We start from the raw sequence: 17,379 nt of genomic DNA, 5'->3' as shown, positions 1-17,379 counted from the left end.
TCAACCGACCTGCCGGACACCGTTCCTGCTGTCGGACGGGAGGAACCAGCGTCCGTCGAATTGCGGGAACTGGGAGCGGACCTCCGACAGCAGCTCGGGGACGGTGAGCAGAATGCAGTCGGGCGACATGTGACGCAGGGTATCGAGGTCGACGATCGGGATGTCCGTGCCGGGCATGCGCCGTCCCGCTTTCGCAGGCGAGCCGTCGGCCACGGCGTACACGAGAGAGCGATCGATGCCGGCGCGCGCGAACAGCGCCACTGCTCGTGAGGCAGCCCCGTACGCGAACACGCAGCGGTTCTCCGCAGCCATCTCCCTCAGCCAGGTGGCGAGTTCGTCGGCTTGCCGGTCGGCCTGACGTTGCAGGGTGCGTACCGTCGCGGGGTTCGTGATATCGGTCGTGCGTTCGGCAGCGAGCAGGCGCCGCGCGCTCAGCCCCGCATTCGTCCACGGGTCTTGCTGGGCGGCCACCAGAACCGTGCCGCCGTAGAGTTCGAACGTCCACGCCTCGGCGATGTGCAGTCCCACATCTTCGAGCAGGCGTCGCAACGCGGTCAGCGAGTAGTACGCGTAGTGACCGTGGCGCAGAGCGTTCCATTGCCCCTGCGAGACGATGGCGGAGAGGGTGTGGAACTGCAGCAGGAGCAGGCCGTCGGGAGCGAGTGACGCCGCGCGGGTGAGGAAGGCGCCGCGTTGATCGGCTTCGTGCATGATGCCGAAGCAGTCGAGGACCAAGGACGCGGGAGTCCCCGGTGAGGCGGGGTGGACGCCGCGCTCGAGGAGGAGCGGAAGCCAGGTGCCTCCGTGCGGGCTGCCGAACTCGATCACGGTACGACCCTGGAGCCGACCCGACTTCTCGACGGCCTCGACGGCCTTCCGGGCCTGTTCCCGCAGGGCTTCCAGTTCGATTCCTCGCGGTTCGTCGGGGACGGTGTCGTCATCGGCGAGCTGAGCGAGTCCACATCCGGCGCACATGTCCATCGCCAGTTCGTGAGTGGACTCGGCGGCCGAGGGGGACGAATCTGCCGGCGGAAAGTGATCCGCGGGCGGGACTGCTCCGAGATCGAGGACACGCTCGAGGTGCTCGTGGCCACACGCGCGGCATCTGGTCATTCGCTGTGCACGCTCGCAGTCCGAGGGCGGAGAGTCGGGTCGAGACGTCCCGAATCTGCAAGCCGCCGAAGGTGTGCCAGTCGAGTGAACCGCTGGGCGAAGTCGTCCGCGGTGAGGCCGTCGGCGACGAAACGGCGAAACAGTTCGTCGGCTCCGGCGTCGACGCTCCACCCCGGTACGAAGGCGGGCATGGCCCGGCGGATCGCCGAGAAGTCCACTCGATACGACCGGGGATCGGGTCCGGTCTCGCCGGTGATGGTGACGAAGGATCCGGGGACCGCTCGCATGACGGACTGCGCTATGTCACGCACCCTGACGTTGTTGGCCTCGGTCCCGACATTGAAAGCGGCACAGTGCACGTCGTCCTGCGGAGCGTCGAGTGCACACGCGAACGCCAGCGCGATGTCCTGAGCGTGGACGAGGGGCCGCCACGGAGTCCCGTCGGACAGCACACGTACTTCGCCGGTGAGAACCGCGGTGCCGACGAGATTGTTGACGACGATGTCTGCACGAAGTCGCGGCGAGAATCCGAACGCCGTGGCGTTGCGGAGGAAGACGGGGCAGAAGTGGGAGTCGGCGAGGGACGCCACGTCGTCCTCGACCCGGACTTTGCTGACGGCGTACGGGGTGAGCGGACGTAGCGGGGCGTTCTCGTCCACGAGGTCGTCACCGGCGCTGCCGTAGACCGAGCAGGTCGACGCGTAGAGGAATCGGCGGACCCCCGCTTCCTTTGCGCGTCGCGCGAGGTGGACGGAGCCGAAATGGTTTATGGCGTAGGTGACCTCGGGCGAAAATGCGCCCAGTGGATCGTTCGACAGCGCCGCAAGGTGAACGACGGCGTCGAATCCCACGAGGTGCTCCACCTCCACATCCCGGATATCGACAGGAAGACCCGGAGGATCGTCGGGGGCGTCCCCGAGGGTGCACTCCGAGAACAGTCCCGTGTCGAGACCGACGACGTCATGGCCGTGGGCGGTGAGTACGGGCACCATGACGGAGCCGAGATATCCTTGATGGCCGGTGACGAGTACGCGCATATCAGCTTCTCCCGAGTTCGTCGACGATGACAGTTCTGGGGCTCACGCAGTCACCGCAGGTGTCTCCCACACCGTCCACGGGTGGATACCGCGCGCGAAGTTGTCGTCGAGCTCCGCTCGTTCCTTGAAGGTGTCGGCAGGCTTCCAGAACCCGAGGTGCCGATATCCGAACAGCTTTCCTTGACCGGCCAGTGGCCCGCACACGTCTGCGACGAGGTCGCCGCCGGGCGGTAGCAGATCGAAGATCTTGCGGTTGAGTACGAAGTATCCGCCGTTCTCCCAGATGGGGAAGTTGCTCACCGGGGTGATCTCCTTGATCTCGCCGTTCTCTGCGACATCGACGCAGTGGAACGACGATTGGGGCGGCACGACGAGCATGGATGCCGTGGCACCGGATGCATGGAATGCCTCGATCATCGTGTCGAGCGGGGCGTCGGTCAGCACGTCCGCATAGTTCGCGAGGAAGTACTCGTCATCGCCGAGATGTTTGCGGACCCGGCGCAGACGTTCGCCGATCGCCGACTCGAGTCCGGTGTCGACGAAGGTGATCCGCCAGTCGCTGATGTCGGTGCTGAGGCAGTCGACGGTGTTGCCGTGCAGGACGAAATCGTTCGATTGCTCCTCGTGATAGTCGAGGAAGAACTCCTTGATCTTGGAGGCGCCGTACCCCAGGCACAGAATGAACTCCTTGTGACCGAAGTGCGCGTAGTACCGCATGATGTGCCACAGGATCGGGCGAGGACCGACCATCTGCATGGGCTTGGGGATCTGGTCGTTACCATCGTTACGCATGCGCATGCCGTAGCCGCCGCAGAACAGTACTACCTTCATGATGTAGCCCTCCAAGACATTTCGGGGGAACCGATGGTCGTGTGGATGGTGGGGAGAGGGAAGACGAGGCGTCCGCCCCAATCCTCGATGTAGGCGAGTTGGCGGGTGAGTTCGGGCTCGAGATTCCAGGGCAGAGCGAGGACGATGTCCGGGCGGTCCCGGGCGATCCGCTCGACGGGCTCGATGGGGATGCGGGTCCCGGGCGTGAACCGTCCGTACTTGTACGGGTTCCGGTCGACGGTGTAGGGCAACAGATCGGGCCGGATTCCGCAGTAGTTGAGCAGCGTGTTGCCTTTTCCGGGGGCGCCGTAGCCGGCGACGGACAGGCCTTCGTCCCGGCACTGCAGGAGGAAGCGCAACAGGTCGAGTCGTGAGTCGCGCGCGAGCGGTTCGAGTGTGAAATAGCCCGTCGGATCGTGGAGACCTGCGCGCCGTTCGATCTCGAGAACTTCTGCGACACGAGGGTTTCGATTCTTCGCTACCTGCTCGGGGCGTGCCCAGAGTCGGATCGATCCGCCGTGCGTGTCGAGCAGCTCCACGTCGACGATCCGGAGTCCTCCGGATGCCAGGGCCCGTTCGGCCGACAACACGGTGAAGTATTGGAAATGTTCGTGGTAGATCGTGTCGAACTGCCCGAGTGACACGAGATTCAGAGCGTGGTGTACCTCGATGCTCAACCAGCCGTCGTCCGCCATGAGCAGGCGCAGGGCGCGTGTGAACCCCACGAGGTCGGGCACGTGGGCATAGACGTTGTTGGCCACGACGAGATCCGCGGGTCCGTGATCCGACCGAATATGCTCGGCCAGTTCGACATCGAGGAAGCCTGTGAGAGTCGGCACGCCGGCTTCCCTGGCTGCCTCTCCGACGTTGACCGACGGTTCTATGCCCAGGCACCTGATGCCGGCGTCCACAGCGTGGCGGAGGAGGTAGCCGTCGTTGCTCGCCACTTCGATGAGGGTCGAGTCCGGCCGGAGCCGCCCACTTCCGAGCGCGTCGTGCACGAAACGGCGGGCGTGATCGACCCACGACTGCGAGTACGAGGAGAAGTACGCATACTCGGTGAAGGTGTCCTCCGGAGTGATCAACGCAGGTATCTGCAGCAGTAGGCAGTGCTCGCACAGGCGCAGATGCAGCGGATAGGTGCATTCGGGGAGGTCGAGTTCCTCACGCGTGAGAAATCGTTCGCACGGTGGCGTTGCCCCGAGATCCAGGATGCTCGTCAGGCGGTCCGAGTTGCACAGTCGGCACTTCATGCGGGTGCCCCCTCGTTGGAAGGACTCGTCCGAGCCGGCGCCCGAACTCGATGGCCACAAATAAACCATACTCGAGGAAGGGAAACAAGCTAAAAAAAGACCTAAGTTTGGTTTTTGTGAACGTTTGAAACCGCTCGATCCACGCTCTACTCTCATAGGCGTCCTATTCGTTGTGCCGGTGTCGGGCAGTGCACGCGAACGAGGGGGGAAAATGGACGCGTTTGGAGGTTCTGCCCGATGCCGTACGAAATCGTGGACCGCCGCGAAACCCTGGTGGCCGGTGTGCCCGTCAGAAGTCCTCGCCGAGCTCTCGGCAAACTCCGTGATCCGCGCCTCGAGGAGGCATGGTCGGCTCTGCTGAACGGGGAGACGTACGGGCCGCTCGCGGCCACGTACACCGATCACGCGGAAGACATAGATTCGTACTACACGCAGACCGTGGGCTTTTGTTGCGAGTCGATCGAGGACGTACCGGAGGGTTACGTCATCTCCCGTGTTCCGGCCGGGACCTACGCGAAGTTCTCCGCCGTGGGCAATCGATTCACAGACGTCTTCGACGATCTCTGGCGTCAGATCTGGGAAGCCGAGGAGGAGGGGGCCATCCAGCGGGCTTTCACCGGCGATTTCGAGACCTACCCTCACGCCTTCGGGATCGAACTCTACGTCGCCATCGTCGACCCTGGTTACGGGGAGGAGCGATGACGTTCACGGTGGTGAAGGCGGGACCCTGTCTCGTAGGCGGATTGGTGGTCCCCGGCGCCGAGCCGGGCGTTTTCGGCGAATCGGGAGACTTGATCGATTTCACGTTGGAGCGGTTGCGTCTGAGGAAGATTCGCGATGTCGTGGTCGTCTTCACCTGTCATCCTCGGGTGGGATGGTCTGCCGTCTTCGGTAGCAGGCTGGACAGCCCGGAAGACCTGGAGGTCGGGGACTCGATGATTCGGGTCGCAGAACGGTACGCGGCACACTTCGTGCCCGACGGTCCGTCCCGGGATCCGTACAAGGATCTGTGGCGACAGGTGGAGATTGCCGAGAAGGACGGGGCGATCACGCGTTCCTACTCGCAGGAAGTGGCGTACATGCCCGAGCGAGGCGAGCCCGAGTTGTACATCTCGGTGGTGTGAACATGCCTGGCCCGTCGAGCGCACGCGTCGGGGGGCGCTCGGCGGGCCGCAGACCGAAAGGGTCGTCCTCGGAGCCGAAGCCGCTGTTCGCGCCCCGCGTGCTCGACTGCCGGGACGACGACCCGCGGACCGATCGTGAGCTCCACGGCAACGAATTTCTCCAGCTGTGAACCGCGACGGCGGGGACACGATGCCGGGGAGCAAGCGGATCACCGAAAGTCTGGTCACCCGGATCGCGTCGCGACTCATGCCCGCGGATTCTGCGTCGTATCGCGCGGCCGTCGGTCTCGTACTGCGCGACCTCGTAGAGCTTCTCGGTGCCGACGCGTGCTTCCTGCGCCACAACGACCATGACATCGGTGCAACGATCCTGGTAGCGGAATGGCCTCCCCGCCGGCATGTGCCCGACCCCGACCCGCTGGGCGTGGTCTGTTTCCGCGGCGCGGACCCGGTGCTGGCTGCAACCGAGGACATGAAGGATCCGCTTCTGATCGTGGGCTGTGAAACGAACTGCTCCTGCGCGGACACCGATGTCGAGGGCTGTGCGACTCGCACGCTTTCGGCTTCCGGGGTGTCGTTGGCGGCGGTCCCGATCCTGGACGGTCGGATCACCATCGGCACTCTGGGATTGGTGAAACGGGCGACGCAGCCGTGGAGCGAAGACGAGGTCGACACCCTGACGATGATCGCGGTGCTGCTCGCGCAGGTTCAAGCGCGTATCCGAGCGGAGGAAGATCTCCGCCGGGCTGCCTATCAGGACGCCCTCACCGGTCTCGCGAGCCGGCGCGCGCTGTTCGAGACTCTCGACGAACGGCTCGGAGTGGACGGTGGGGGACCGGTGGCGGTGTTGTTTCTGGACCTCGACCGGCTCAAGGCGCTGAACGACTTCCTCGGGCACGATGCCGCCGATTCGTATCTCTGCCGTATCGCCGAGCGACTTTCCGAGAGAAGCAAACCCGGCGACCTCGTCGCGAGGCTCGGTGGCGACGAGTTCGTGGTGGTCCTGGCGGGCTCGTCGCCGCTCGAGGAGGCGATGGCACGAGCAGAGGCATTGCAGGAGACCGTGGGAGCATCCGTCGTCCTCGGAGGCCGGACGGTCGGCCGGGGGGTCAGTATCGGCGTAGCCCTCGGAATGCCGGGCGAAGTGGATTCGGCGACCCTGCTCAGTCATGCGGACCAAGCGATGATGGTGGCAAAGCGGCAGGGCGGCAACGGCGTGGGTGTGTTCACCGAGGACATGAACGAGAAAGGCAGGCGGCGCACCATCATCGAGATGAATCTTCGTACGTCGATCGACGACGATCATCTGACCTTGGAATACCAGCCGGAGATCGATCTTCGTACAGGGGAGATACTCGGTGTCGAGGCGTTGGTGAGGTGGAACCAGTCACCGCTGGGTGTGCTCCAGCCGGCGGAGTTCGTCGAGGTCGCCGAAGCAACCAATCTGGCCGGTGAGCTCGGCGAATGGGTGATCACTCGTGCGTGCGCGCAACTGGCGGAATGGAAGCGTGAGATCCCCGACCTCCGGATCACGATGAGCGTCAATGTTTCCCCTGTCCAATTGGTGTCGATGGATTTCGACACGACGGTGAGATCCGTCCTTCGGCAATTCGGCCTCGCCGGTTCGGAGTTGTGCCTCGAGATCACCGAGAGTGTGGTGGTGGGTGATCTGCAGCGCACGAGAGACACGCTTCGCCGAATCGAACGGCTCGGGGTGTGGGTGGCGATCGACGATTTCGGCACCGGTTACAGTTCGCTCGGTCATCTCAAGGCGCTCCCGGTCGACGCTCTCAAGATCGACCAGGGTTTCGTGCGGAATCTCGAATACAGCGAGGAAGACCGGGTCATCGTCGATTCCATCGTGGGCCTGGCCTCCTCGTTCGGACTCCAGGTGGTGGCCGAAGGGGTCGAGTCCGTGGGCGCCGTGAGGCAACTGCTGGATCTGGGCTGCTCACGAGCTCAGGGCTTTCTGTTGAGCCGGCCGGTTTCTGCGGACCGGCTCCGGTGGATGCTCCATGCCGGGAACGTACGGTTGCCCTGGCATCCGGACCTGCGGACGGGCACGAATGCCCCGAAGGCGCGGCGGCCACGCACAGGATTCTGAGAGTCTTTTATTGCACTCAAAACAATCTCAAGGTACGGTTTAACCGGTCGGGGTAACTGTGGCTCCGGACTGGGGTGACCTTGAATGTACAAGCGTGAGAACGATTTCCCTGCGGTTCTCGACACGGATTCCGGCGGTGGTGTCTCGACGCCCTGTGTGGGGGGCGGAGGCGAGGAGGAGCGAAGGGGCCGATCCTCCGAAGCACTGCCGGAGGATCGGCCCGTCGCAGCTGCTCGGCCGGCGACACGTCGGCCGCGAATCGAATCGCGCTACAGATTCGCTGTGATCCTCTGTGACCTGTTCGCTCTCGTGTTCGCCCACGTGATCGTGACACTCGGGTACCACTCCCTCGACGAGATCGATTCGTGGCGCACGCCCGTCGTCATCGTTGCTGCGCTGGTTGCTGCCCTGCTCTCCATGGGTGTCCAGAAAGTTTGGGATGAAAGGGTTCTCGGGTACGGGACGGAGGAGTTCCGGAGGGTGATCCGTGCATACGTCTTCGCAGTCGCTGCACTCGCCGTCGCAGGCTACGGCTGGGGAACGGCGGCAGGCCAGTCCTGGACGTTCGGTTCGCTCCTCATTGCGCTGGTGCTGACCCTGCTGGGGCGGAGAATTCTGCGTAGTCGGTTGTCCCGAGCGCGCGCTCGGGGAAGATGCTTGCATCCGGTACTCGTGACCGGAGACGTGGAGGAGGTGCGAGAGCTGGTTTCCCGCGCAGAATGTCTCCGGCAGGCCGGCTGGCGGATCGACGGGATCTGCCTCGCTGCTGGGGACGCCTCCGCAAGCCTGCCGGTGGCCGTCGACGGCGTCCCGGTGCTCGGCACCGACCGTGCGGTCCTGGCCGTAGCCGAACAACACGGCTTCGAAGCCGTCGCGCTCCTGCCCTCCGGACGATGGCCGCACGCGAGGACGCGGAAATTGAGCTGGGAGCTCGAGCGGATCGGCGCCGACCTCCTCATCGCACCCGTCCTCATGGACATCGTCGGTCCGCGCTTGCACATCGCACCGCTCTCGGGACTTCCGCTGTTGCAGATGAGCGCGCCCTGCTACAGCGGGCCGGCGTGGATCGTGAAGAACGTCTTCGACCGGGTCGTCGCCGTACTGATCCTCGTGGTGCTCGCCCCGGTGCTGCTCGCCCTCGCGCTCGGGATCAAAGCCGACAGCAGCGGACCGGTCCTCTTCCGGCAGCGACGAGTGGGGCGCGGCGGAGCTCCGTTCACGATGTACAAATTCCGCAGCATGGTCGTCGGCGCCGAGGGGTGCAGGGAAGAGATCGCCGGTGAGGACATCGGCGCCGGAGTGCTGTTCAAGGTTCGCGAGGATCCGAGGGTGACCCGGGTCGGCCGATTCATCCGGCGCCACTCTCTCGACGAACTGCCGCAACTGCTCAACGTGGTCAAGGGCGATATGTCGCTGGTCGGACCACGTCCGCCGCTCGAATCCGAGGTGGTTCGATACGGAGAGGACGGCGCTGCCCGCCGGCTCTTCGTCAAGCCGGGGCTCACGGGACTCTGGCAGGTCAGTGGACGCAGCGACCTCTCCTGGGACGAGTCGGTGCGAGCGGACCTGCGATACGTCGAGAACTGGACCTTCCTGCTCGATCTGTCCATTCTCCGCCGCACGGTCAGGGCTGTGCTGAGCGGCGACGGCGCATATTGAATCACCGACTGGCGGCCGCTTCTCCGTAGGCCCCGCATCCGACGCTGCGACGTGCGCTTTTCGTCCCGTATGGAATATGGAAGTGTGCCGTCCGAACGAGAACCCCGACGCTGGCTGTGGCCGGTCGTCCTGCTCGGCGCGCTGGTCGCCGTCGTCCTCGTGGCGGTCGAGTCGGCCTTGCAGGCGCCCCGGCGACCGGCCGTCGAGATCCCCGAAGGCGTGCCTCCGGCGCCCGGTATTCCCGTCCCGCCGATCGACGTGAACGGCCCGGGCCGCACCGCGGCGCAACTCGGTGATTGGGCAGAACCTCAGTCCCGGCAACTGGGCATTCCCGCGATCGCGCTCGAGGCATACGGGCACGCGGCAGCCGTCCTGGGCGTCACCACTCCCGGATGCGGTCTGTCGTGGACGACCCTCGCCGGAATCGGCAACGTGGAGAGCAGTCACGGCCGATTCGGCGGAGCGACCTTTGCGCCCGACGGCACCGCGTCGCCGCCGATCCGGGGTGTTCCGCTCGACGGCACCGCCGGAAACGCCGAGATCCGCGACACGGACGGCGGCCTGCTGGACGGCGATCCCGTGCTCGATCGAGCGGTCGGACCGATGCAGTTCATCCCCGAGACCTGGAAGAAGTGGGGCGTGGACGCGAACGGCGACGGCATCGCCGACCCCCATAACATCGACGACGCGGCTCTGAGCGCCGGTCGTTATCTGTGCGACCGGGGTGGGGATCTGACCACCGCTGCAGGCTGGACGAACGCGCTGATGGCCTACAACCGGTCCACGGAGTACATGATGCTCGTCCGTGACCGCGCCGCCGCCTACGGCGTGGGGGTGCGGCCCTGACGGCACCCGGCCGGGAGCCCTCATGCGCGCCTGTGCCTCGCGCCCAGGTCGCGACCGTTAGGCTGTCCCCAGCGTGCAGACACCGCAGCGTGACAGTCCATCGAAGGAGAATCAGCCAGTGGCCATCATTGAGCAGGTAGGAGCCCGCGAGATCCTCGACTCCCGTGGCAACCCCACGGTCGAGGTCGAGGTGCTGCTCGAGGACGGGAGTTTCGCCCGCGCTGCAGTGCCGTCGGGTGCCTCCACCGGCGAGCACGAGGCCGTCGAGCTGCGTGACGGCGGCGACCGTTACCTCGGCAAGGGCGTCGAGAAGGCCGTCGAGGCGGTCCTCGCCGAGATCGGGCCGGCCATCATCGGCCTCGACGCAACTGAACAGCGCACCGTCGACCAGGCGCTTCTCGACGCCGACGGCACCCCCGACAAGGGTCGTCTCGGAGCGAACGCCCTCCTCGGCGCGTCGCTCGCCGTGGCGAAGGCCGGAGCGGAGTCGTCCGGCCTCGAGCTCTTCCGCTACATCGGCGGACCGAACGCCCACATCCTCCCCGTCCCGATGATGAACATCCTCAACGGTGGCGCGCACGCCGACACGGGTGTCGACGTGCAGGAGTTCATGGTCGCGCCGATCGGAGCCCCGACCTTCAAGGAATCCCTCCGCTGGGGTGCCGAGGTCTACCACTCCCTCAAGTCCGTGCTCAAGAGCAAGGGCCTGGCTACCGGTCTCGGCGACGAGGGCGGCTTCGCCCCCGACGTCGCCGGCACGAAGCAGGCCCTCGATCTCATCAGCGAGGCCATCGGCAAGACCGGCCTGAAGCTGGGCAGCGACGTCGCGCTGGCCCTCGACGTCGCCGCCACCGAGTTCTACACCGAGGGCACCGGCTACGCCTTCGAGGGCAAGAACCGCACCGCCGACGAGCTCGCCGACTTCTACGAGGAGCTCCTCTCCGCCTACCCGCTCGTCTCCGTCGAGGATCCGCTCAGCGAGGACGACTGGGAGGGCTGGGTCGCGCTCACCGAGCGTCTCGGCAACCAGCTGCAGCTCGTCGGCGACGACCTGTTCGTCACCAACCCCGAGCGCCTCGAGGACGGCATCGTCCGGGGCGCCGCGAACGCGCTGCTCGTGAAGGTCAACCAGATCGGCACCCTCACCGAGACGCTCGACGCCGTCGACCTCGCGCACCGCAACGGTTACAAGACGATGATGAGCCACCGGTCCGGCGAGACCGAGGACACCATCATCGCCGATCTCGCCGTCGCCGTCGGCAGCGGACAGATCAAGACCGGCGCGCCCGCTCGCTCCGAGCGTGTCGCGAAGTACAACCAGCTGCTGCGCATCGAGGAATCTCTCGGCGACGCCGCTCGCTACGCCGGCGAGCTCGCCTTCCCGCGGTTCGCCGTCGAGGGCTGACCACCGGCATGAGTCAGCGCGGTAGATCCCGTCCCGGTGCCAGGCGCACCCGCACCGAGGGCATGTCGGGTGTCCGGCGCCCCGGTCGCGTCCGACCGGCGGGATCTACCGCTCCTGCCGAGCACTCGGCAGAGAATGCGGGTGCGCGTCCCGCCGGTCGTGAGGATCCCGTCCACACGTCGCCCGGTCGGGGTCGTCCGGGTGGTTCGGGGCGCGCCCGGCCCACGCGGGTCGGTGCGCCCCGCGATTCGCGCCGCCCCCGTACCGAGCGCACCTTCCTGGGTCTGTCCACCGGACGCGCCGTGGTGCTTGCGCTCGTCGTCTGCGGTCTCGCCCTCACCCTCGCGGTGCCCTTGCGCACCTATGTGAGCCAACGTTCGGAAGCCGAACAGCTCGCGGCCGAACGTGTGAGGCTCGAACAGGACATCGCGACCCTCGAGGAGCAGAAGGCACGCATGGAGGACCCCGCATGGGTCCGCACGCAGGCCCGCGAGCGACTGCGGTTCGTCGTGCCCGGCGACATTCCCTACCAGGTGCAACTTCCCGGCGACGCTCCACCCGAACGCGAAGAACGCGAGCCCGAGCGGCCGACGACCGGAGCCTGGTACAGCGACCTCTGGATGTCGGTGTCCGAACCGGCGTCCGAACCCGAGCCCGAACCCGTGCCCCAGCAGATGCCTGTGGCACCCCCAGAACCAGGAGATGTCCCCGGGTGACCGATCCAGTCGCGCAAGAAGACCTCGACGCCGTCACCGCCCAGCTCGGGCGCGAACCACGCGGAGTCCTGGCAATCGCCTACCGTTGTCCGGACGGCGCACCCGGAGTGGTCAAGACCGCACCCAAGCTGCCCGACGGAACTCCCTTCCCGACGCTCTACTACCTGACCGACCCGCGTCTGACGGCAGAGGCGAGCCGGCAGGAATCCGCCGGCGTCATGAAGGAGATGACCGAGCGTCTCGGTACGGACGAAGAACTGGCCGCCGGATACCGGCGCGCTCACGAGTCGTACCTGACCGAACGCGATGCGATCGAGTCGCTGGGCACGGATTTCACCGGCGGCGGTATGCCCGACCGCGTCAAATGCCTGCACGTGCTGATTGCCCACTCGCTGGCCAAGGGGCCCGGCGTCAACCCCCTCGGCGACGAATCCGTCGCTCTGGCCGCCGATGCAGGTCTGCGCGGCACGGCGATTCCCGCCGATTGGCCCACCTACGCCGAGTTGCGTGGAGAAGAGCAGTGAGAGTCGCCGGAATCGACTGCGGCACCAATTCGATTCGTCTGCTGATCGCGGACATCGGTCATGGTGGCAGGCTCACCGACGTCACCCGGCTCATGAAGGTCGTTCGCCTCGGCCAGGGCGTGGACGCCACCGGCCGTCTCGCGCCCGAAGCGATCGAACGCACGCGGGTCGCGCTGGTGGAGTACGCCGCCCTGATCCGCGAGGCCGGAGCCACCGCGGTCCGTATGGTGGCCACCTCGGCGACCCGCGACGCGAGCAACCGCGAGGACTTCTTCGCGATGACCCGTGAGGTGCTCGGTGCCGTGATCCCCGGCGCCGAGGCCGAGGTCATCACCGGCGACGAGGAAGCGCGCCTGTCCTTCGCTGGTGCTGTCGGCGAACTCGACTCCACGCGTGGACCTTTCGTCGTTGTCGACCTCGGCGGCGGGTCCACCGAGGTCGTGCTCGGCGACGCCGACGGAGTGCACGCGGCCTATTCCACCGACATCGGCTGTGTGCGGCTGACCGAACGGTGCCTGCACGACGATCCGCCGACCGCTGAGCAGGTCGCTGCGGCACGGGCGGTCGCGGAGGACAAGATCCGCGAAGCACTCGAGCGCGTGCCGGTCGAGCAGGCCCGCACCTGGGTGGGTGTCGCCGGCACCATGACCACCCTCGCCGCGCTCGCCCTCGAACTCGACGAGTACGACTCGGAGAAGATCCACCTGTCGTCGGTGCCGTTCGACCGTCTGCGCGAGGTATGTGACGGTCTCGTCGCCGCGACTCGCGAGAAGCGCGCGGCGCTCGGCCCCATGCATCCCGGCCGCGTCGACGTCATCGGGGGTGGCTCGATCATCACCGCCGTCCTCGCCGAGGAACTCGGCCGACGCGCCGGCATCACCGAGCTGGTCGTGAGCGAACACGACATCCTCGACGGCATCGCCCTGTCGGTCGCGGGCTAGGTTCCGATTCGGGTGGGTTCGGCCCCGGTTTCCGGGGCTCGATCCACCCGAATCGGCGAGTGTCCGATGGTTGGCACAGCGTCGTACAGCGTGTCTACGAGGACATGTTCGAAGGTCGCGACCCGACGCGGTCGCCGGAAGTCCCGAACGCTAATGTGATCCCCACGCCCCTATAGCCCAATTGGCAGAGGCAGCGGACTTAAAATCCGCCAAGTGTGGGTTCGAGTCCCACTGGGGGCACCGGTCGAAGGTTTGTCCTGACATGGCAGTCCTGGCTGTACGGCACCTGCGGGGAGTACCGTCGGCGCAGGAGGCTCGGCCATGCGCACACTCGCCGTCACCCAGAACATCACCGTCGACGGATCGATCGAGATGCTCGGCGACTGGTTCGACCCGCAGGGACAGGGTGATGTCGACAACTCGGACCTGCTCGACGAACTACACAGTCAGGACCGCGCGGCGGACGGTCTGCTGTTGGGTCGGTGCACATTCGAGGACCTGCGCGGTTACTGGCCGACGCTGACCGACGATTCGACGGGTATCTCCGACTATCTCGACCGCGTGCAGAAGTACGTCGTGTCCACCACCCTGACGGACCCGCAGTGGCAGAACACCGCCATCCTCTCCGAGGACCCGATCGGGCGGATCCGAGCGCTGAAGGAGCAACCCGGCCACGACATCGTCACGACCGGCAGCATCACGCTGTGTCACGCCCTGATCGAGGCGGGGCTCGTCGACGAGTACCGGTTGTTCGTCTATCCGGTCGTGCAGGGCCGCGGTCGTCGGCTGTTCCCCGACGGGTACGAGATCCCTCGCCTGGAACTGCTCGGCGCGAAGGTATTCCGGAACGGCATCACGTACTCGCGATACACGGTGCAGGACCGGACTGCCGACGCTGCCTGACGTTCGCGACGTACGCGGCCCCGAGTCCGACGGGATTTGCGGCGCACGAACCCGTTCGGTGGTGTTCAATGCACACGAACCGATCGGGGGGATGGGATGCGCGCATCGATGGTTGCCGCAGTGGCTGCTGCCGTGGTGGGGAGTTTCCTGACGGCATCGGCAGTATCGGCGCAACCGCCCGCACGAACCGAGGTGCCGTACGCCTCGTCGGCGCCGCTGGCCGGTGAGGTGCTCGGATCCGTGGTGTCGATACCCGCACCGCTGCCGCCGGAGGCAGGACCGCGCCCCGCCGACTGCGACCGGCTGTCCTATCTGCGCTGGCGATCGGCGGACGGGCCGCAGCACTCCGCCGACGCGGATCGGATCCTCGTCGCCCAACCCGGGATCTTCGAGGGAGCAGGCGCATTCGAGAGCGTCGCCCGAAACACCGTGCTCGCCGCCGCCACCCGCGGTTCCCACATCGAGTTCTGGGCATTGGACAGGCGATCGAACTGCCTCGAAGACCACACCGGCACACAGGCAGCACTGCGGACTGGCTCGCTCGACACCGCGACCGACTACTACTTCCACGGCGCCGAGGTCGACGGACGGCGGTTCGCCGGCCACGCGACCGGCACCGATGTTGCATGGCTCTCGCACGTCGGACTCGAACAGACCCTGCGCGACCAATACGACCTGCTGCGCCACGAACTCCCGGATCAGGCTCTGCGCAAGCAGAAAGTGTTGTGCGGCGGTCACTCTCTCGGCGGTTTCGTCACAGGCTACTTCGCGGAGTGGGATTTCGACGGCAATGCTGCGACTACCGACGATGCCGGCTACAACCAGTGTGGTGGGTATTTCGCGCTCGACACGGTGATCAGGGCCGGAGCCCCGCTTCCTGCACGGGGCGCACTTCCGGACCTGCCGGACGCGGTGTCGGCACCGCTCGAAGTGCTGTCCGGGTCGATATCGACGGCCTCGCCGGTACTGGCACTCCCCGCCGTCATCAACCCTGAGACGACGAATCTTCTTGCGCTGACCGGCCTCGCCGCGCGACTCGACCCGGAGGGCGTCAACGGCATCGTCCCGCGTATGCCGAACAACCCGAACGTCGACTGGACCCTACGGACCCTCCTGGCGCGGGACTACGCGATGTTCGCGACCGGCAACCCGGACGTACGAACATTGAATGCGACCAACGAGGCCGTCCTCGGCGCAATCCTCGACGACAATTCACAACCGCTGGGCTTCCTGCAGGCAAGCGTCGGATTCATCACCGGTGCACCCGTGCGCGACAAGCTGTTTCCCGTCCCGAGCACGCCGGAGGTACTCGGATCCGGAATGTTCGGCGACGCTCCGAAAACCTCGCCCGAGGTATTCGCAGATCCGGGGATCGTGTACCGGTGGCTCGACTACGACGAGGTGGGCACAGCAGCGTCGTCACCAGGTGAAGCGCGGTACACGAACCGGGGAACCGAGGTGACGTCGATCGCGGAACTGGCGCGGAATCTCTCGGAGCCACCCCTGGATTTCACCGAGTGGTACTTCCCCTCGAAGCTTCCGTCCGACCTGTCGTCCGCAACCCGATTCGAGGGCCATCTCCATCGGGACGGCACTGCCCGCAATCCGGTGGTGACGTTGCTGGCGGGTGGGGGGATCACGGTGCCCGAAACGGCTCATCCGAACGAGCGCAGGCTGGCTCTTCCCGGCTACAACCACATCGACGTGCTCACTGCGGCGGCCGGACAGAACGACGGCCGGCCCGAGCAGGTCTCGCAGGCACTTGCCGACTTCGCCGTCGGCTGACCGAGGTCAGGCGCCGCGTGCGGAAAAGATCGAGGTGTAGTCGTGGGGTCCGGTCACCTCGGCGACAGCGGTGACGGGTTCGGTGTCCGCGTCGGTTTCGCCGGTGGTGGGGGCGAGGAAGAGGGGACCGTCGAATTCTCTGGTCTGGCTCATGGCCATCCTTTCGGGTGCGGCCGGGTAGACCCCGGCCGTCGAGGAAGTGCGAAGAAGAGGGACCGTGCGGTAGGCGCGGTGGAAAACTCTCACGTTCGGCTCGGAACCTTCCGGCACCGTGGGTGCGAGGTTGCTCGTCATCTGCGAGCCGAGCGATGACACCACCCTACACCAGAGCAGTCCGGTCACGTTTGATCGGCGAGTCGCCCGGGAAGCCACTCGGCATGGCTACCTACAGAGTGATCGACCCGACCGGTAACGTCGTGGACACCAAGGAAATCGAGAGCGCGGACGACGCGCATGCCTGGTTCGTCGACCAGCGCGCCGACAACAGCGAACTCGGCTGGCGCATGGAGGCACAGAACGAACAGGACGGTACCTGGCATTTCTTCGACGACACCGAGGGAACCGCCCGGTAGGGCAGGCGACATCCACACACTCGCGGTGCCGGTAGTCGTGACTACCGGCACCGCGAGCAGGGATTACTTCTTGAAAGCGTCCTTGACATCTTCGACGGCATCCGAAACCTTGTCTCCGGCCTGCTTCAGGCCACTGGAGGCCTGGTCGCCGCGACCCTCGGCTTCGAGATCACGATCACCGGTGGCTTGACCGGTGTTCTCCTTGATCTTGCCGCCTGCTTCTTCTGCCTTGTGCTTTGCCTTGTCGACGAAGTCGGCCATCGGTCCTCCTATGTCATCGAACCTTGCCAGAAGCGGATACCCTCACCGAACCGAGCGAAACCGAACAGGACGAATCCGTCCGTGTCACACTTCGACAACATCCGAGCCAGGAGGAGATCGATGTCGAATCCCGCCAACCCCGGTCCCGAGGACGACGACCCCATCGGTGATGCTCCTGACGCCGACCCCGAACTGGTCCGCGACGGTTCTGTTCGTCGTCGTGGTTCCGCTGGGGCGGTGATCGTCGCGGTCATCGCGGTGATCATGGTCATCGTGCTGATCGTCGTCTTCCTCTGAGCGCAGCG

The 17,379-nt window shown here is 66.0% G+C and carries 19 protein-coding genes and 1 tRNA gene; 14 read left to right on the top strand and 6 right to left on the bottom strand.

Annotated elements, in window-relative coordinates:
- From ABZ789_RS16680 to ABZ789_RS16665, 4 genes are read right to left on the bottom strand one after another with little or no spacing between them, the layout of a single operon-like run.
- The gene (locus ABZ789_RS16680) at nt 1–1,113 is read right to left on the bottom strand and encodes a class I SAM-dependent methyltransferase (protein ID WP_358425622.1); all 1,113 of its coding nucleotides are present in this window, start codon (nt 1,111–1,113) and stop codon (nt 1–3) included.
- The gene (locus ABZ789_RS16675; RefSeq protein ID WP_358425619.1) at nt 1,110–2,150 is read right to left on the bottom strand and encodes an SDR family oxidoreductase; all 1,041 of its coding nucleotides are present in this window, start codon (nt 2,148–2,150) and stop codon (nt 1,110–1,112) included. The genes ABZ789_RS16680 and ABZ789_RS16675 overlap by 4 nt, the downstream gene beginning before the upstream one ends.
- Before the next feature lie 42 nt (nt 2,151–2,192).
- Nucleotides 2,193–2,981, bottom strand: a complete 789-nt coding sequence (locus ABZ789_RS16670; protein WP_358425616.1) for a glucose-1-phosphate cytidylyltransferase — start codon at nt 2,979–2,981, stop codon at nt 2,193–2,195.
- Nucleotides 2,978–4,234 carry a class I SAM-dependent methyltransferase gene (locus ABZ789_RS16665; protein ID WP_358425613.1) on the bottom strand — a complete coding sequence of 419 codons (1,257 nt, stop codon included), beginning with the start codon at nt 4,232–4,234 and terminating at the stop codon, nt 2,978–2,980. Before ABZ789_RS16665 ends, ABZ789_RS16670 begins: the two co-directional genes overlap by 4 nt.
- A 237-nt stretch (nt 4,235–4,471) precedes the next feature.
- Between ABZ789_RS16665 and ABZ789_RS16660 the strand changes: the two genes are divergently transcribed.
- The 12 genes from ABZ789_RS16660 to ABZ789_RS16605 all read left to right on the top strand — a co-directional run bounded on the left by ABZ789_RS16660 (nt 4,472) and on the right by ABZ789_RS16605 (nt 16,241).
- Nucleotides 4,472–4,936 carry an effector binding domain-containing protein gene (locus tag ABZ789_RS16660; RefSeq protein ID WP_358425610.1) on the top strand — a complete coding sequence of 155 codons (465 nt, stop codon included), beginning with the start codon at nt 4,472–4,474 and terminating at the stop codon, nt 4,934–4,936.
- Nucleotides 4,933–5,358, top strand: coding sequence for a hypothetical protein (locus ABZ789_RS16655; protein WP_358425607.1), 426 nt, complete (start codon nt 4,933–4,935; stop codon nt 5,356–5,358). Before ABZ789_RS16660 ends, ABZ789_RS16655 begins: the two co-directional genes overlap by 4 nt.
- A 190-nt stretch (nt 5,359–5,548) precedes the next feature.
- Nucleotides 5,549–7,462, top strand: coding sequence for a bifunctional diguanylate cyclase/phosphodiesterase (locus tag ABZ789_RS16650; RefSeq protein ID WP_358425898.1), 1,914 nt, complete (start codon nt 5,549–5,551; stop codon nt 7,460–7,462).
- Nucleotides 7,463–7,744: 282 nt separating this feature from the next.
- Entirely contained in the window at nt 7,745–9,121 is a 1,377-nt protein-coding gene (locus tag ABZ789_RS16645) for a sugar transferase (protein WP_358425604.1), read from the top strand.
- 69 nt (nt 9,122–9,190) lie between these two features.
- Nucleotides 9,191–9,967, top strand: a complete 777-nt coding sequence (locus ABZ789_RS16640) for a lytic murein transglycosylase (protein WP_358425601.1) — start codon at nt 9,191–9,193, stop codon at nt 9,965–9,967.
- A 118-nt stretch (nt 9,968–10,085) separates the two neighbouring features.
- Nucleotides 10,086–11,372 carry a phosphopyruvate hydratase gene (gene eno / locus ABZ789_RS16635; RefSeq protein WP_358425598.1) on the top strand — a complete coding sequence of 429 codons (1,287 nt, stop codon included), beginning with the start codon at nt 10,086–10,088 and terminating at the stop codon, nt 11,370–11,372.
- A gap of 8 nt (nt 11,373–11,380) precedes the next feature.
- Nucleotides 11,381–12,088 carry a septum formation initiator family protein gene (locus tag ABZ789_RS16630; protein ID WP_358425595.1) on the top strand — a complete coding sequence of 236 codons (708 nt, stop codon included), beginning with the start codon at nt 11,381–11,383 and terminating at the stop codon, nt 12,086–12,088.
- Complete coding sequence (locus ABZ789_RS16625) at nt 12,085–12,612, top strand: DUF501 domain-containing protein (protein ID WP_358425592.1); 528 nt, start codon at nt 12,085–12,087, stop codon at nt 12,610–12,612. The genes ABZ789_RS16630 and ABZ789_RS16625 overlap by 4 nt, the downstream gene beginning before the upstream one ends.
- Nucleotides 12,609–13,553 carry a Ppx/GppA phosphatase family protein gene (locus tag ABZ789_RS16620; protein ID WP_358425589.1) on the top strand — a complete coding sequence of 315 codons (945 nt, stop codon included), beginning with the start codon at nt 12,609–12,611 and terminating at the stop codon, nt 13,551–13,553. Before ABZ789_RS16625 ends, ABZ789_RS16620 begins: the two co-directional genes overlap by 4 nt.
- Before the next feature lie 166 nt (nt 13,554–13,719).
- Nucleotides 13,720–13,793: transfer RNA gene (locus ABZ789_RS16615), tRNA-Leu, on the top strand.
- Between the two features lie 81 nt (nt 13,794–13,874).
- Nucleotides 13,875–14,456 carry a dihydrofolate reductase family protein gene (locus tag ABZ789_RS16610; protein ID WP_358425586.1) on the top strand — a complete coding sequence of 194 codons (582 nt, stop codon included), beginning with the start codon at nt 13,875–13,877 and terminating at the stop codon, nt 14,454–14,456.
- A 120-nt stretch (nt 14,457–14,576) separates the two neighbouring features.
- Nucleotides 14,577–16,241 (top strand): hypothetical protein, encoded by a 1,665-nt coding sequence (locus ABZ789_RS16605; protein ID WP_358425583.1) that lies wholly within the window; start codon nt 14,577–14,579, stop codon nt 16,239–16,241.
- A 6-nt stretch (nt 16,242–16,247) separates the two neighbouring features.
- On the opposite strand, the gene ABZ789_RS16600 is transcribed toward ABZ789_RS16605, so the two are convergent.
- Nucleotides 16,248–16,394 carry a hypothetical protein gene (locus ABZ789_RS16600; protein ID WP_358425580.1) on the bottom strand — a complete coding sequence of 49 codons (147 nt, stop codon included), beginning with the start codon at nt 16,392–16,394 and terminating at the stop codon, nt 16,248–16,250.
- A 224-nt stretch (nt 16,395–16,618) separates the two neighbouring features.
- Here ABZ789_RS16600 and ABZ789_RS16595 point away from each other — a divergent pair, with 224 nt between their 5' ends.
- Nucleotides 16,619–16,813: a hypothetical protein gene (locus tag ABZ789_RS16595; protein ID WP_358425577.1), complete on the top strand. Its 195-nt coding sequence runs from the start codon at nt 16,619–16,621 to the stop codon at nt 16,811–16,813.
- A gap of 63 nt (nt 16,814–16,876) precedes the next feature.
- Here ABZ789_RS16595 and ABZ789_RS16590 read toward each other — a convergent pair whose 3' ends face one another.
- Entirely contained in the window at nt 16,877–17,074 is a 198-nt protein-coding gene (locus tag ABZ789_RS16590; RefSeq protein WP_358425574.1) for a CsbD family protein, read from the bottom strand.
- A 120-nt stretch (nt 17,075–17,194) separates the two neighbouring features.
- Between ABZ789_RS16590 and ABZ789_RS16585 the strand changes: the two genes are divergently transcribed.
- A complete protein-coding gene (locus ABZ789_RS16585) occupies nt 17,195–17,371 on the top strand; it encodes a hypothetical protein (RefSeq protein WP_358425571.1) in 177 nt (58 codons plus the stop codon).
- Nucleotides 17,372–17,379 lie beyond the last annotated feature (8 nt).

It is taken from the genome of Rhodococcus sp. NPDC047139, from assembly GCF_040643435.1.
Lineage (GTDB): Bacteria > Actinomycetota > Actinomycetes > Mycobacteriales > Mycobacteriaceae > Rhodococcus.
This window is presented reverse-complemented; position numbering and strand designations above follow the sequence as displayed.

Coding starts and splice junctions, on each gene's coding strand:
- ABZ789_RS16680 (WP_358425622.1), bottom strand. CDS start 1,113: ATGACCAGATGCCGCGCGTGTGGCCACGAGCACCTCGAGCGTGTCCTC.
- ABZ789_RS16675 (WP_358425619.1), bottom strand. CDS start 2,150: ATGCGCGTACTCGTCACCGGCCATCAAGGATATCTCGGCTCCGTCATG.
- ABZ789_RS16670 (WP_358425616.1), bottom strand. CDS start 2,981: ATGAAGGTAGTACTGTTCTGCGGCGGCTACGGCATGCGCATGCGTAAC.
- ABZ789_RS16665 (WP_358425613.1), bottom strand. CDS start 4,234: ATGAAGTGCCGACTGTGCAACTCGGACCGCCTGACGAGCATCCTGGAT.
- ABZ789_RS16660 (WP_358425610.1), top strand. CDS start 4,472: ATGCCGTACGAAATCGTGGACCGCCGCGAAACCCTGGTGGCCGGTGTG.
- ABZ789_RS16655 (WP_358425607.1), top strand. CDS start 4,933: ATGACGTTCACGGTGGTGAAGGCGGGACCCTGTCTCGTAGGCGGATTG.
- ABZ789_RS16650 (WP_358425898.1), top strand. CDS start 5,549: ATGCCGGGGAGCAAGCGGATCACCGAAAGTCTGGTCACCCGGATCGCG.
- ABZ789_RS16640 (WP_358425601.1), top strand. CDS start 9,191: ATGGAATATGGAAGTGTGCCGTCCGAACGAGAACCCCGACGCTGGCTG.
- ABZ789_RS16630 (WP_358425595.1), top strand. CDS start 11,381: ATGAGTCAGCGCGGTAGATCCCGTCCCGGTGCCAGGCGCACCCGCACC.
- ABZ789_RS16610 (WP_358425586.1), top strand. CDS start 13,875: ATGCGCACACTCGCCGTCACCCAGAACATCACCGTCGACGGATCGATC.
- ABZ789_RS16600 (WP_358425580.1), bottom strand. CDS start 16,394: ATGAGCCAGACCAGAGAATTCGACGGTCCCCTCTTCCTCGCCCCCACC.
- ABZ789_RS16595 (WP_358425577.1), top strand. CDS start 16,619: ATGGCTACCTACAGAGTGATCGACCCGACCGGTAACGTCGTGGACACC.
- ABZ789_RS16590 (WP_358425574.1), bottom strand. CDS start 17,074: ATGGCCGACTTCGTCGACAAGGCAAAGCACAAGGCAGAAGAAGCAGGC.
- ABZ789_RS16585 (WP_358425571.1), top strand. CDS start 17,195: ATGTCGAATCCCGCCAACCCCGGTCCCGAGGACGACGACCCCATCGGT.